At 70.8% G+C, this 14,477-nt stretch carries 14 protein-coding genes; 8 read left to right on the forward strand and 6 right to left on the reverse strand.

Translation table 11 applies throughout. From position 1 onward, the window contains the following. Positions 1-788: 788 nt before the first annotated feature. The gene (locus ADL15_RS38840; protein ID WP_083972296.1) at positions 789-1,715 is read right to left on the reverse strand and encodes a S8 family serine peptidase; all 927 of its coding nucleotides are present in this window, start codon (positions 1,713-1,715) and stop codon (positions 789-791) included. Positions 1,716-1,911: 196 nt separating this feature from the next. Between ADL15_RS38840 and ADL15_RS38845 the strand changes: the two genes are divergently transcribed. Further along, entirely contained in the window at positions 1,912-2,133 is a 222-nt protein-coding gene (locus tag ADL15_RS38845) for a hypothetical protein (RefSeq protein WP_067702448.1), read from the forward strand. A gap of 20 nt (positions 2,134-2,153) precedes the next feature. Here the strand turns inward: ADL15_RS38845 and ADL15_RS53530 are convergent, their stop codons facing one another. Further along, complete coding sequence (locus ADL15_RS53530; RefSeq protein WP_157441870.1) at positions 2,154-2,342, reverse strand: hypothetical protein; 189 nt, start codon at positions 2,340-2,342, stop codon at positions 2,154-2,156. A gap of 123 nt (positions 2,343-2,465) precedes the next feature. Here ADL15_RS53530 and ADL15_RS38850 point away from each other — a divergent pair, with 123 nt between their 5' ends. After that, complete coding sequence (locus tag ADL15_RS38850) at positions 2,466-3,089, forward strand: AbfB domain-containing protein (protein ID WP_067702451.1); 624 nt, start codon at positions 2,466-2,468, stop codon at positions 3,087-3,089. Between the two features lie 38 nt (positions 3,090-3,127). Here ADL15_RS38850 and ADL15_RS38855 read toward each other — a convergent pair whose 3' ends face one another. Then, positions 3,128-4,549, reverse strand: coding sequence for a WGR domain-containing protein (locus tag ADL15_RS38855; RefSeq protein WP_067702454.1), 1,422 nt, complete (start codon positions 4,547-4,549; stop codon positions 3,128-3,130). A 79-nt stretch (positions 4,550-4,628) separates the two neighbouring features. Next, positions 4,629-5,246: a hypothetical protein gene (locus ADL15_RS38860; RefSeq protein ID WP_067702459.1), complete on the reverse strand. Its 618-nt coding sequence runs from the start codon at positions 5,244-5,246 to the stop codon at positions 4,629-4,631. Positions 5,247-5,384: 138 nt separating this feature from the next. Between ADL15_RS38860 and ADL15_RS38865 the strand changes: the two genes are divergently transcribed. From ADL15_RS38865 to ADL15_RS38880, 4 genes are all read left to right on the forward strand, one after another. Continuing rightward, positions 5,385-6,350, forward strand: a complete 966-nt coding sequence (locus tag ADL15_RS38865; RefSeq protein ID WP_067702463.1) for a rhamnogalacturonan acetylesterase — start codon at positions 5,385-5,387, stop codon at positions 6,348-6,350. 15 nt (positions 6,351-6,365) lie between these two features. Beyond that, a complete protein-coding gene (locus ADL15_RS38870; protein WP_157441871.1) occupies positions 6,366-6,956 on the forward strand; it encodes a winged helix-turn-helix domain-containing protein in 591 nt (196 codons plus the stop codon). Continuing rightward, positions 6,953-8,176, forward strand: a complete 1,224-nt coding sequence (locus ADL15_RS38875) for an MFS transporter (protein WP_067702469.1) — start codon at positions 6,953-6,955, stop codon at positions 8,174-8,176. Before ADL15_RS38870 ends, ADL15_RS38875 begins: the two co-directional genes overlap by 4 nt. A 129-nt stretch (positions 8,177-8,305) precedes the next feature. Further along, positions 8,306-9,844 carry a sulfatase family protein gene (locus ADL15_RS38880; RefSeq protein WP_067702472.1) on the forward strand — a complete coding sequence of 513 codons (1,539 nt, stop codon included), beginning with the start codon at positions 8,306-8,308 and terminating at the stop codon, positions 9,842-9,844. On the opposite strand, the gene ADL15_RS38885 is transcribed toward ADL15_RS38880, so the two are convergent. Further along, positions 9,833-10,744: a phosphotransferase family protein gene (locus tag ADL15_RS38885; protein ID WP_067702475.1), complete on the reverse strand. Its 912-nt coding sequence runs from the start codon at positions 10,742-10,744 to the stop codon at positions 9,833-9,835. The genes ADL15_RS38880 and ADL15_RS38885 overlap by 12 nt on opposite strands. 95 nt (positions 10,745-10,839) lie before the next feature. Between ADL15_RS38885 and ADL15_RS38890 the strand changes: the two genes are divergently transcribed. Together ADL15_RS38890 and ADL15_RS38895 are read left to right on the forward strand one after the other, a co-directional pair. Then, positions 10,840-11,262 carry an integrase gene (locus ADL15_RS38890; RefSeq protein ID WP_067702588.1) on the forward strand — a complete coding sequence of 141 codons (423 nt, stop codon included), beginning with the start codon at positions 10,840-10,842 and terminating at the stop codon, positions 11,260-11,262. Positions 11,263-11,403: 141 nt separating this feature from the next. Beyond that, entirely contained in the window at positions 11,404-13,770 is a 2,367-nt protein-coding gene (locus ADL15_RS38895) for a nitronate monooxygenase (RefSeq protein ID WP_269748425.1), read from the forward strand. A 183-nt stretch (positions 13,771-13,953) separates the two neighbouring features. Here the strand turns inward: ADL15_RS38895 and ADL15_RS38900 are convergent, their stop codons facing one another. Then, positions 13,954-14,463: a GNAT family N-acetyltransferase gene (locus tag ADL15_RS38900; RefSeq protein ID WP_067702481.1), complete on the reverse strand. Its 510-nt coding sequence runs from the start codon at positions 14,461-14,463 to the stop codon at positions 13,954-13,956. Between the last annotated feature and the right edge of the window lie 14 nt (positions 14,464-14,477).

Consider the following 14,477-nt stretch of genomic DNA (forward strand, 5'->3'; position numbering starts at 1 on the left):
GCCCCACTCACTGCCCCCAGCTGGTGCCTGCGGCTGCCTCAACCCGCCCGAAACAACCGCGAGCACCAGCCACCCCCGCTCGGCTGCCGCTGACGACTGCCTCCACGGGCCCGAGGCAACCCTGAGCACCAGCCACCCCGCTCCATGCCACTTAGCTTGAGTTGATGTGTCGGTAGCTCCCGGGCAGGGCGGTAGGAGTCCGCACTGCCAGATCGCGTGCGGCTGCCGCCCACCCGCGGGCGGTAGCCGCACGCACAACCCGACCGCGGACCGCCACCGCCCCCAACCCGGCCCAACGCGGTCTTCCACCGCCCCACCGACGCCGAGCGCGGACCTCCACAGCCCCGCCGACGCCGAACGCGGACCCCTGCCGCCCCTCCAACACCGAACGCGGACCTCTACCGCCCCCTCAACGCCGAACGCGAACTTCTACCGCCCACCGGCATCGACCACCCACACCGACCGTCACAGCAACACCGACCGACCATCCCGGCCCACAACAACACCCCCACCCACCTGCACCCGAACTACATCGGACACCACTCCAAAGCCGCCGAGGCGCGCACCCGGCTGGCTTCCAGAGGTGCCTCCTCGCCCCCGACACACCCCTGAAGACCAGCTGCGCGCACCCGGCTGGCTTCCAGGGGTGCCTGCATGCTTCCGAGGCACCGCTGGAAGCCAGCCGAGGGCTGCTCGGCTGGCTGGGTCACGGGGTGCTCGCGGAAAACAGTGATGGGACGGTCAGCCCGCTGGGGGATTGTGCTGCATTCGGCGGGCCAGTGGTCCGGTCAGATGGAGCGTTCCATCACCCTGGGGGATCGCCACCCGGTGGCGTCCGCGGCGCGGATGTTCAGCACCCGGTTGGGAGTGCCGGTCGGCAGACGGTGCAGCACCCCGGTGGCCGCGTTCGCGATCAGCCAGGCCTTCACCGCGGCGGGTGGCGCGGTCGGGTGTGCCTCCAGGTAGAGCGCGGCTGCGGCGGCTACCAGCGGAGTGCCCGCGAACAGCGTCAGGCACGTCCCGAAGTCCCGCACGGCGTCCACCCCGACCGTGATCACAGCTGCCGACCGCCCCGGTGACCGGCCACAAGCGCTACCACCGGCACCACCGGCGATGGTGGTGCCGCCGGCTGAGACGACGGGGACGACGCCCGCGGTGACCGAGGCGGCGACCGCGTCGTCCAGTGCCCGGGACGGGCCGGCGCTGAGGCCCAGGCTGAGCACCGACGGTCCCTGATGCTGGCGGGTGATCTCGTCGATCGCGGCGATCACGGCCGACTCCGGGCCCGCGCAGACCGGCACCGGAACGATCTGCGCCGCGGGTGCCACCCGGCGGACGACGTCCGACTCGTCGTGGCAGTCGGCCAGGTAGACGGTGACCCCGGCGCCGGTCGCCTCACTCGCGCCGTAGTCGGACCGGTAGGGACCGCCGGCGTCCGGGTGCACGGCGCCGTCCGGGACGACGTATCGCACGCCTGGGTCGGTGCGCAGCGCCGCGAGCTCTGCCGGCGACAGCGCCGCGCTGAATCCGGTGAGCACGTGGTGGTAGTCGTGGTCGCGGTGGATCCGGTTCGCCGGGGCGCGCCGCAGGGCCGCGGTGTCCCGCAGCACGACGATGTAGTGGCCGGTCGCGGGTGCCGCGGCCGCCGTCCGCGCCGCTACGGCGAGTGATGTCACGGCCAGGACGGCGATGGCCGTTGCAGCGAGTCTTCTCATGACTCCACAGTGCTGAGCGGCGCGATTACGGACATGGGCACTCGTTGCCCATATCAGTCACCGCCCGACCTGCCGATATGGGCGTGACGGCCGGTAACAGCGAGGGCGAGGCTGGCAGGCCATCGTGATCCGTTAAGCTCCCGCCCGAAAGATCCACTCCGGACGGAATGGATCCACCGATCACTGCGGAGGAAACATGGCTGTCACCGCCGACCTTGAGAAGATCGTGGACAAGGCCTACCTCGACAAGTCGATCCAGGAGATCCTGGACGCCCCGGTCGAGGCGCTCGCCGGCGTGAGCGTCAACGGCGGCAAGCTGATCCGCGAGGCGCTCGGCGTCAAGACGATCGGTGAGCTCGGCCGGAACAAGTACTTCCGGGCCGCCCAGGCCCTCGCGGCGCTCGCCGACGCCAGCTGATCCACCGCGGCGGGGTTTCCCTACGGACGCCCCGCCGCGACCCGCACCTCCACCGGAACCGCACGCTGCACCGCGGCCAGTTCGTCGTCGTCGAGCAGATAGCGGTACGGGCAGAGCGACGGCCCCGGCGCACTGCAGGCACCACAGGGCCGGCCCGGATCCACCACGCACCGCTCGTAGGTCTCCATCCCGGCCGCTCCCCTCGCCACCCCCTCAGTCTCGCCGCTCGGCCTGCCCGCCCGTAGAGGCCAAGGTCCTGCGGCGGCACTCACGACACGGGTCGTCACCGGTCCGCATATAGTCTTCGGGGCTCGCACCAGGAGGAACCACCGATGACCATCTACGGCAGTGGCGGCACCGGCACCCCGGCCCGCCGCGGTCTGCACCCCGGCGTGCTCGCCCTCGCGGTCGGCGCGGCGATCATCGTCGTGGCGGCGTTCGCCTACATCGCGATGCGCTCCCCCGCGGACGCTCCGCCCGCCGCGGCCTCCGCGCCGTCCCCGGCCGCCGCCTCCGCGGCACCCCCGGCAGCCTCGCCGAGCGCGGCCGACCCGAAGGGCCTCAGCACCGGCTCCTGGCTGGTCTCGCCGGCCGACGACGAGGACAGCTACCTGATCGCGACCGGCGAATATGCCGCGATCTCCCAGGTGCCGACGGCGCTGACCGTGGTCGCCGGTCTGGGTGACGACTCCTGCTTCTCGTTCCGTGACGAGGACGGCGACTACCTGCGCCACTTCGACTACCGGTTGCGCTTCGACCCGAAGGAGGACAAGGACCTGTTCCGCAGCGACGCCACCTTCTGCGCCGAGGACGACCAGCCGGCCGGCAGCTTCCGGGTCCGCTCCAAGAACTACCCGGAATACTTCCTGCACCGCCGCGACACCAAGCTCTACATCGACAAGCCCTCCGGCGACGACTTCGAAGCCGAGTCCACCTTCACCCTCCGCGCGCCCTGACCCACCGGGCCGCGGCCACGGTCGCGGCAAGCGGGTGGTCAGAGGAGGCGACGGACCTCACCGTACGTCCGGTAGAAGCCGCCACGAGCCGCCTCCCGAACCCCGGTCACCACATAGCGGCTGCCGGTCTCGCGGATGCCCTTCGGGAACTGGACCTGCCAGTCGGTGTGGTACCCGGAGGACACCACCCGCACCCGCAACCGGCCCCCGACATCGATGCACTCGACGACCACCCCGTCGGCCACGTCGTGAACGATCTCGACGGTGGTGGACGGGACGACAGCGGCCATCCGCGGTGGCGCCTTGACGTCGACGGCCTGCGGAAGCGTCCCGCTCACCGCTGACTGCACCGCCGCCTCGCTCGCGTCGATGCAGGCCAGCGAGCCGTCGGTGGTGACGATGTAGAGGCGGTCGTCGTGGTACTGCATCGAATACGCCGAGCCGCACCCGGTGGACAGCTTCCACAGCCGGGTGCCGTCGGCGGCGAAGCAGTAGATCGACGACGCGCTGTCGCCGGCGAACACATACCTTCCGTCCTCGGCGGTGGCGCACGAATACACCGCGGCGTCGCAGCGGTAGACCTGCCGGCGCGAGCCGTCCTTGCCCAGCTCGACGACCTCGCGGGTGGCGGTGCCCGCGTAGAGCGTGTCGCGCTCCTGCCAGCCGAACAGCACCGGGCCGGTCTTGGTGTGCCACAGCTCGCGGCCGGTGCGCCAGTCGTAGCTGGTCACGCCGCCGGAGTGGCCGTGGTGCACGGCGTCGGTGTCGCACCGGACCATCCACGCCGAACTGCCCCGGCCCGGGCGCTGCCAGAGGAACTCGTCCTCGTGGTCGATGGCCGAGATCCCGCCGTTGGCGTCGGACACCCCGAGCACGCCGTCGTGGATGTCCAGCCAGTAGATGTCGATCTCGGGGGCGATCCGGTACGCCAGCCGCGGCACCTTGCCGGACAGGTCGTAGACGTTGCCGTCGTCGCAGCCCGCGTAGATCCAGCCGTCGTCGGCGACGATGGACTTCACCCCGTCGGGAAGGCGGAACTGCTGCCGCACCGTCGCGTCGTGACCCAGCGTGGTGATCAGGCCGCTCTCGTTGCCGACCATGCAGCCGTCGTCGTCGACGAAGATGCCGAACGCCGGGCTGCCCGACGCGTACCGCCAGAGGATCGGCGCGCGGGTGGCGGTGGACCGGGTGCTGACGATCTGCCGACGGGAGATCGACCGTTTCTGCCGGCCGCCGGGAACCGCCGGAGCGTACCCTTTCCGGACCTTGTCCCCGATCTTTTTCGAGGCCTCGGACTTCGCCTTTTCCGGTGTGGTGAACGACGACTGCTTGACCTGCCCGCGGTCGCCGATCCGGCCATATCGGACGGTCAGGTCGGTGCCGTCGACAGTCACCTCGTAGAACTTGTGCGCACTCCCGCTGTCTTCGGAGAGTTCGAGGTACGTCATGTCGGCAGGCATCACAGCCACCCTTCCCAGCAGCGCGGATCAGATGCCAGAACCGTAGTGACCGGGTACGACAAAAACGCGAAGACCCAGCTCAGGACGGATAGGACAGCACTGCCGAGCGCTCCTGTGCGACACCCGCGAACCGGACCAGCTCGGCCACCCCGACGGCCGGGTCGGTGCTGGACATCCCGATCACCGACCGCGGTGTCAGGTAGACGATCTCGGTGATCCCGGCGCCGGCGCGGTGCAGGGTGGCCGGTCGCCCGTCCACCACGGTCAGCGTCGCAAAACCACAGTCGGCGGCCGCCCGCACATAGGTTTCCGCGAACGGGCTGTCCGGCGCGAACAACACGACCTGCTCGCGTACCGAAAGTCCTTTCTCGGAAATCATGGTGACCGCGAGCCGGGCGCGCCCGCCGAGCGGATAGAGGTCGCTTTCGATCACCCACGGGAAGGCGTCGCACCGGTCCGGGCGGACCGCGACGCCGGCGCAGCGGTCGGCGGGAAGGAGGGTGTAGCTGGCGGAGGTCGCGCCGCCGTCCGGCCAGACGTCCTCGGCCCGCAGCGTGGCACTGTCCGGAAATGACGTTTCAAGCCCGCAGCTGGTGAACATCGGCGAGGCCGTGGCACCGGGCCGCACGGCCCGGTCGGCGCAGGCCGAGAGCAGCAGTGCGACGACCGCGATCGCCGCGACAACCTTGCCTGACATCGATTCCCCGAGCGCTGATCCATCGAAACCAGCAGATCGTACCCGGCACCTCCCGCACCGCGTAGAGATTCTTGACGATCGATACGTTGAGGGTTGAGATGGACGGTGTTTGAAACCTTTTAACCCCAGGGAGAGCCCATGCACGCGTTCCTCGCCGCGGCCCTGACCAGCGCCGCCGCGGCCGTCCCCGCCGCCGGGATCCCGGTCACCTGCACCGGGACCGCCCCGGTGGTCTGCCACGCCGACGTGGCACCCGGCAACTACCGGATCTCGGTGACCCTCGGTGACGCCGGGGTGCGGGCCGAGGCCCGACGGATGGTGATCGCCGAGGGCACTTCCGGTCATCGCACGTTCGGGGTGAACGTCCGCGACCCCGAGGGCGAACCCACGAAGACCGGCTCCGGCACGCCCGGGCTGACCCTGACCTTCACCGGCGCCGCGCCCGTCGTGCGCCACCTGCGGATCCGGCCGGCACCGCCGCGCACCCCGATGCTCTACCTGGCCGGCGACTCCACGGTGTGCGACCAGGACACGTTCCCGTACACCGGCTGGGGCCAGGCGATTCCGCAGCACCTGCGCGGTGTCACGGTCGCGAACTACGCCGACTCCGGGGAGAGCGCCGGGTCGTTCCTGACCGATCCGTTGCTGTTCGACACGATGCGCCCGCTGCTGCGCCGGGGCGACGTGGTTCTTATCCAATTCGGACACAACGACAAGACCACGACGGCCGCGGACTATCGCGCGAACCTGACCGCGCTGGTCGCCGGCGTCCGTGCCGGGCACGCCCGGCCGGTCCTGGTCAGCCCGCCGGTGCGACGGATCTTCGACAGTACGGGCGTGCTCACCCCGGTCGCCCGGCACGTCAACGGTCTCGGCGTCGACCTGCCCGCCGAGATGGCGTCGCTCGCCGCGGAGTTGCGGGTGCCCTACATCGACCTGACCGCGGACAGCGCCGCCCTGGTCGAGAGCCTCGGGCCGACCGACTCCCAGCCGCTGTACCTCTACCGCGAACTCCGCGACAACACCCACTTCTCCGAGTACGGCGCCGACGAGATCGGCAAGCTGGTGCTGTCCCGGCTTATTGCAGAGGGTCTTATGCATTAACTACTCTGCATATTCGTGAGAGACGATCGGACGAACGAGGTGCGGCAGATCGAGGCGCTACGCGCCCTGGCCCATCCGATGCGGATGCGGATCCTGGGCTCGCTGCGCGTCGACGGCCCGGCCACCTCCGCGAGCCTGGCCCGCCGCCTGTCGACCGATTCCGGTCAGACCAGCCACCACCTGAGGATGCTGCACCGGCACGGGTTCATCGACGAGGCGCCCGAGCTCGGCAAGGGCGACCGCGGCCGGGAACGCTGGTGGAAAGCCGCACAGGAGTCCACCTCATGGCCCAACCGGGGTGACGCGCTCGGGCCGGGTGGCCACGAGGTGGTGACCGCGTTGAACCGGGCCGCGTCCGCGGTCTGGGAGGACGTCTCCGCCACCTTCCGGGCGCAGGCGGCCCGGCAGGAGTGGTCGGACGCGTGGCAGGAGGCGGCCGGCTTCGGTGACTTCGCGATCCGCACCACTCCGGAGCGGTTGACCACGCTGCGGGCCGCGATGCTCCGCCTGATCGACGAGCACGACCTGGGCCCGGACTCGGCGGCACCGGACGCCGCGACAGTGGTGGTGGCGGTGCAGGCATTCCCGTATCGGACTCCGCAGTGACAGCCCTCTGGCGCAACCGCGAGTTCAACCTGCTCTGGACCGGACAGTGCTTCTCCGACCTGGGCGACGCGATCGCCCAGTTCGCCCTCCCGCTGCTCGTACTGATGCTCACCGGCTCCCCGGTACAGGCCGGGATCGTCGGCACCGTCGCCAAGGTCGCCGGTCTGGCCAGCCGCCTGCCGGTGGGCGTGCTGGTCGACCGGGTGAACCGCCGCTGGGCGCTGCTCGGCGCGGACGCCGCCCGGCTGCTCTCCGGCCTCGCCTTTGTCGCGCTGATCCTCAGTGGACACGCGGGCCTGCCGGTGATCATCGCGGTCGCCGTGGTGGACGCCGTGGCCGGCTCGGTCTTCTTCACCACCGAGCGCGCCGCGCTGAGCAGCATCGTGGCGAAGGAGCAGCTACCGGCCGCGGTGGCCCGCAACGAGGCCCGCGGCTACGGCGTGGCGCTGGCCGGGCCACCGCTCGGCGGCCTGCTGTTCGGTATCGGGCACGCGTTGCCGTTCATCGGCAACACGATCTCCTACCTGGCCTCGATGATCGGCGTTGCGCTGATCCGCCGGCCGCTGCAACGTTCGCGGGCGGAGACCCCGGACAGGTACACGACCGCGCTGGCCGAGGGCGTGCGCTACGTCGCGCGACAGCCGTTCCTGCGCGCCGTGCTGCTCATCGCGGCACCGCTCAATTTCGCGATCAACGGGGTGATCTTCACCATCGTGGTGTCCCTGCAGCAGACCGGCACCGCACCCGCCGTGATCGGCCTCACCGAGACGGTGATCGCCGTGGGCGGCCTGACCGGCGCCTTCTTCGCCCCACTGCTGCAACGCCGGCTGAGGATGGCCACGCTGACCCGGATGATCTGCACCGCGGCCACCCTGCTGTTGCTGCTCAGCGCGGTGCTGATGACCGGCCTGGCGGCCGCCGCGCCGGTGGCCGTGACCCTGTTCCTGGCGCCCGCCTGCAACGCCGCGATCTTCGGTCACCTGGCCGCGACCACCCCGGACCGGCTGCAGGGCCGGGTGCTCAGCGTCATCTTCCTTGCCGCCAACTCGGCTGCGGCCGCCGCGCCGCTGCTCGCCGGGGTGCTGGTCACCCACGGGGGCGGCACGGTCACCGTGCTGGTCTTCGCCGCGTCCGTCGCCGTCTCCGCGGTCAGCGCCGCCGTGCATCCCGGTCTGCGCCAGGAGACCCGCACCCCCGCGGACAACAAAGCCATCCGTTGAAGCGCCAGGAGACCCGCAGCCCCGCCGACAACGAAGCGACACCCCCGTGCGCGACGACACCGTCCGTTAAACCGGACCGGCTACCGTGCCGGGCTCCACCTTCTCGCCGACGGAGCTACCGCACCCGACATGGTCACCACGCTCATCCGCCTCACCGTCGCCGTCTCGCTGCTCATCACCACCGGATGCGCAACAGTGAAGGCCCCGGCCGCCGCCCCGTCGCCATCGCCGAGCCACGCACGGGAGAGCCCGACGCCGATCACCGAGACCACGAAGACCAGGCCGAACATCGTGTTCGTGCTGACCGACGACCTCTCCGACGACCTGCTGCCGTACCTGCCGAACGTGCTCGCCCTGCAGAAGGACGGCGCGTCGTTCGCGAACTACACGGTCACCGACTCGCTCTGCTGCCCGTCCCGGGCGTCGATCCTCACCGGCCGGTATCCGCACAACACCGGCATCGTGAAGAACAACGGCTCCGACGGCGGGTTCCGGCTCTTCCACAGCCGCGCCGAGGAGAAGTCCACGTTCGCCACCGATCTGCACGCGGCCGGCTATCGGACCGCGTTCTACGGCAAGTACATGAACGAGTACTTCCCGCGGATCACCTTCGGCGGCGGCACACCGTATGTTCCGCCGGGCTGGGACGAGTGGGCCGCCGGCGGCGACGCCTACGACGGCTTCAACTACGAGCTCAACGAGAACGGCAAGGTCCGCACGTACGGATCACGGCCGCAGGACTATCTGACCGACGTGCTCTCCGCCAAGGCGCAGCGTTTCATCACGGCGTCCGCGGCCGCCGGCAGGCCGTTCATGCTCGAGGTCGCGACATACACCCCCCATCTTCCGTACGTGCCGGCGCCGCGCGACGCTCACGGTTTCCCCGGGCTGACATCGCCAAAGAATTCGGCGTACGACACAGTGCCGGAGGACGCACCTCCCTGGCTCGCCGGGCACCCGCCGCTGCCCACCTGGCTGAAGAAGCACATCGACGACAGCTTCCGCAAACGTGTCCAGTCGATCCAGTCCGTCGACCTGATGGTGTCCGAGCTCCGGGCCACCCTGACCAGGGCCGGCGTCGCCGACGACACCGTGGTGGTGTTCAGCTCGGACAACGGGTACCACATGGGTGAGCACCGGCTGAACCCCGGCAAGATGACCGCGTTCGAGAGCGACATCAAGGTGCCCCTGATCGCGGCCGGTCCCGGGATCACGGCCGGGCTGGTCGTCGAAGAGCCGGTGGAGAACATCGACCTGCGGCCCACCTTCGCCCAGCTGGCCGGCGCGCCGGTCGCCGCGCAGATCGACGGGCGCAGCGTCACCGGCCTGCTGGACGGGACGACACCGGCCGAGGCGGACGGGTGGCGGACCGCCGCGCTGATCGAGCACAGCGACCCGGCCACCGACCCCAAGGACCCGGACTACAACCAGGACTCCGAGAACGTCCCGCCGTCCTACGACGCGCTGCGCACCCGGGCTTTCACCTACGTCGAATACGTGGACGGCAGCCGGGAGTACTACGACCACCGGTCCGATCCTGATCAGATGCTCAACCTGGCGTCCGGGCTCGACCCGGAACGCGTCACCGAGCTGCGCGAGGCCCTGCACGCGCTGAACACGTGCGCGGGCGCGACGGCGTGCGGGGCGGCCGGACGGTCAATCCGCTGAGGCGAGCAGGTCACGGATCCGGGCGAGCGCCCCCTGGAAGTACCGATGCTCCGGCGGGCGCGTCAGGAACGCTGCCAGGGCGTACACATCAAGGGCTGAACTCAGGGCACGCCAACCCGGCGGCAGATCGCCGCCCTGCGCCCGGAATCCCTCGAGGAACGCCTCGGCGAAGCCGGGCGGACGCGGATCGCGCAACATGTTGCCGACGTCGACCAGCGGCGGACCGCTGAACGCGAACTCCCAGTCCAGCACCGCGGAGATCCGCCACCGGCCGTCCACCTCGAGGGCCAGCAGGTTCTTCGGGTTGAAGTCGCTGTGCACCAACCGGCGCAAACCGTGCACGGCGGTCAGCAGCGGGGTCGCCCGGGCGGCATGGGTCCGCAGCGCACGCTGCTCGGCGTCGGTGAGACGGCCGGCCGCGTTGCCCTCGGCCAGGCACTTGTCGACGAAGACGTCGAGACCGCTCGCCGGCTCGATCCCGGGCGGGCCGGGAGTCAGGGTGCCGTCCGCGAAGAAGCCCGGCGCGGCGAAGGACACCGTGCCGATCCGGGCCAGCGTCTCGCCGGTCGAACGGCCCAGGTCCTCGACCACGGTGGCGTCCGCGTCTGTCTCCGCGTCGGCGAGGACCTCACTGAGCGGGCGGCCCGGCAGGAACCGCGACACCAGGGCTCCGTGACCGATCGCGATCACCTCGGGCACCGGGACCACCCCGGCCAGGCGGCGCGCGAGGGCGGCCTCGACGGCGCCCGCGTCGTCGCCCAGGTAGCGGCGCAGGACGTAGGTGTCGCCGGTGTCCGTGGTGAACGCGACGTTGTGGTTGCTGTAGCCGCCGGTCAGCTCGCGCTTCGTGGTGACGCGGTGGCCGGGCAGCGCGGTGTTCTCGACCCAATCCCAGATCATCGATCCCACTCTTCCGCCTCGGCCCTCGTCGCACGAATCGGGGGATCCCGTGCTGGGGGCGGGTTGTGGCAGGATCGGCGGCAGAGGTGATGGACATGCGAACACGGCTGCGGCACCTGCGGCACGGGCCCCGGGTCTACACCTGGCGGGCGGAGATCCATCACCTCCGGGGCAGCAGGGACTGTCACCGCTGCGTGCGGGTGCGGATCTGGGGAGCGGGCAAAACCGGTCAGGCGCTGCAGGCCGATCTGTTGTCGCTCGCGCTCGGGCCGGCCGGCGCCTGCGAGACCGACGGGTCCTCGCCGAGGCCGGCCGACGTGCGGGCCGTCCTCGCGTACGCGCTGCGGCACGGCTGGAACCCGGACCGGCGGGGCGGGACGTTCGCGCTGACCGAGATGTTGCACGGCGAGACGTTCACGCTGGCGGGTTTTGTCCTCACCGACCGGCTGCGAACACCACACGGCGCGGATCCGTCGGAACGGGTGGCCGCCGCCTTCGACCTCGGCGAGCAGGGTTGACGGCGGCATCGGCCGGCGTGCACGTCGACGTTCCGGCCTGCGCCGGCAGGGCTGCGGCCTACGAGGACGGGGTTGTTCATGGCGCTGACGACTGCTTTCACCGAGCTGCTCGGGGTGCGGCATCCGATCGCGCTGGCGCCGATGGGCGGGTCCGCCGGTGGGGCGCTGGCCGCGGCGGTCTCGGCGGGCGGCGGGCTGGGGTTGCTGGGCGCGGGTGATCACGCCTGGCTGGACCGCGAACTACCGATCCTGACCACCGCCCTGCACCACAACGCCGACACCGCCGGCCTCCGGGATTCCCGGGCTCCGGCGGGCGCCCAGCCGCCATCCGGCGCTCACCTTCCGACGGATGCTCCGGCTCCGTCGGACGCGCGGCCATTCCCGGACACCCGGTTTTTTCCGGACACGCGGGCCCCCTCGGACACGCGGGCCCCCTCGGACACGCGGGCCCCCTCGGACACGCGGGCCCCCTCGGACACGCGGGCCCCCTCGGACACCCCCTCGGACACGCGGGCCCCCTCGGACACGCGGGCTCCCTCGGGCGCTCCGGCTCCGTGGGGGGCGGGTTTTCTGACGTGGGCGATCGAGCCCGGCCTGGTCGAGCGGGTTCTTGAGCACGGGGCGCGGGCGGTGATGTTCTCGTTCGGGGACCCGGCGCCGTGGGTGCGGATGGTGCACGCGGCAGGCGCGCTGGTGATCGTGCAGGTCACTGACCTGGACGAGGCACGCCAGGCGGTCGAGCTGGGCGCGGACGTGATCGTGGCGCAGGGCACCGAGGCGGGTGGGCACGGGGCGCGGCGGGGACGGTCGGTGCTCTCGTTCGTACCCCTGGTTGTTGATCTTGCGGGACCGACGCCGGTCCTGGCGGCCGGCGGGATCGGTGATGGGCGCGGCCTCGCGGCGGCCCTGGCCCTGGGCGCGGACGGCGCGCTGCTCGGCACCCGCTTCCAGGCCACCCCGGAGTCCCTGGCGCATCCCATGATCACCGCGGCACTGCTGGCCGGGCGCGGCGCGGACACCGAGCGCAGCAGCGTCCTCGATGTGGTCCGCGGCTCGGCGTGGTCCCCGAAGTACACCGCCCGCACCCTGGCACACCCGCACCTGGACCGTTGGCGCGACCGCGAGCCCGAGGCCGCCGCGAGCACGCAGGCCCAGCAGGATTACCGCGACGACGTGGAACGCGGCGTGATCCCACCACTGCCGGTCTGGGCCGGCGAAGCGGTCGACCTGATCACCGAACTGGTCCCGGCCGCCGGCCTCGTCGAGTCCCTGTCCCTCGAGGCCGAACAGTCCCTGTCCCGAGCCGGCGCTCGGCCTCCCCGGGCCTCAGAGGCTGATCGATTTCCGCCGCTGCCGGGACGCGTTCAGGCGGAGATTGCGGAGTGTTTCCGGCTGGGGCTGGTGGCGGAGTGCCAGGCCGCGCCGGCCGGAGTGATGAACCTGAACTGGCGGCTGAGCACCGGCAACGGCCAGTTCGCGGTGAAGCGGCTGACCGACCGCTCCCCCGAGGCGTTCCGCGCCGCTCAGGATCTGCTGCCGCGGTTGGCCGAGGCGGGCTTTCCGGTTCCGGCGCCGCTGCGCACGGCGTCCGGCGACACCCTTCAGAAGATCAACGGCTTTTGGTACGCGGTGAGCACCTGGCTGCCCGGCACCCATCCCGCCGGCGCCGACCTGGACCTCGGGGCGTGCACGGCCCTCGGCGATCTGATCGGCCGACTGCACCTGGCCCTCGCCGACCTCTGCCCACCGGCGCCGCGGAGCCTGCCCGACGTGCCGCCCGACGCGGCCCAGGCGCGTGCCGAGCTGGCCCGGTACGCGCAAATCTCCGCAGACCACGCGAGTCGGTCGCTCAATCTGGGCGCGGGCACCACAAATCAGGCGCTCAAGCTCGGCACGGACACCACAAATCAGGCGCTCAAGCTCGGCACGGACACCACAAATCAGGCGCTCAAGCTCGGCACGGACACAAATCAGGCGCTCAAGCTCGGCACGGACACCACAAATCGGGCGCTCGAGTTCGGTGCGGAGATCGCCCGGCGGCGGGAGTTGCTGGATCGGGTCGCGGATCAGCGCCCGCCGGACCAGGACGTGTCGCCCTGCGGCTGGACACACGGCGACCTGCAGCCCTTCAATCTGCTGGCCGAGAATGGTCTGGTCACCGGCATCCTGGACTGGGACCGCCTCGATGTCCGGCCCTACGGCCTGGAGGTGATGCGCACCGCCACGATCATGTTCAGCGACGGCGGCCGCACCGCGCTCGACCTGGACCGAACCGCGGCATTCATCCGCGGCTATCGTGCCCAGATTCCGATCACTTCCGGTCAGCTGGTGGATGCCGCCGAGCGTCGCTGGTGGACCCTGGCCACCGAGACCTGGCAGCTGCAACGCCACTACGACGCCGGCGACACCAGTTGTGATCACCTGTTCCTCACCCGCGGAACGTTCCTGCACTGGTGGACCAGCCACCGCCAGCAGGTCCAGAAAACCCTGTCAGCAGTCAACCACTGACCCCACCCAAGAGCGTGTGAAGTTGCGGCGCGCTCCGCACCGAAAGTCCCCACGCAACCTGCTGCTCAACGCTGCGTGGGGAGTTGCGGCGCGCTCCGCACCGAAAGTCCCCACGCACGCTGCTGGTCGAGGTTGCGTGGGGAGTTGCGGTTCGACGCGCCCAGAAGCACTACGCGGCGGTGGCTAGCGCAGGGGTTTGCGGAGGATGTAGTTGATGCCGAAGTCGGTGTCGCTGACTCGGACGTCGGTGTAGCCGATCCGCTGATAAAAGCCGTGACCGGTGATGCTCGCGCCGGTCTCCATGTGGTCAAAACCGTCCGCGGCTGCCAGGTTTTCGATGTGGGTCATCAGCTGCCGGCCGACGCCCTGACCGTGCGCCCGCGGGTGGACGAACATGGTGAAGACCTTGTTGCCGTCCCGCGAGACCGTGCCGACGAGACCGGCGCCAGCGCCGAGAAGACCGTCGCCGGAAGACGGGGCGGCCGGGGCGGAGGGGGTGGGAGTGGCCTGCTGGGCGACGAAGATCTGGCGTTGCTGGGACAGCTCCAGCATCCGGAGTGGGTTGAAGTGGGCGCACATCCGGTCGATCAGCTCGGCCGGGTAGTCGCGGCTGTTGACCTCGCGGAGGCACCGGGTGATCAGCTCGGCCACCGCCACGGCGTCGTCGGGGCGGAACAATCGGATCGTCGTCACCGATCCATTCTGGA

Source organism: Actinoplanes awajinensis subsp. mycoplanecinus (assembly GCF_001509495.1).
Lineage (GTDB): Bacteria > Actinomycetota > Actinomycetes > Mycobacteriales > Micromonosporaceae > Actinoplanes > Actinoplanes palleronii.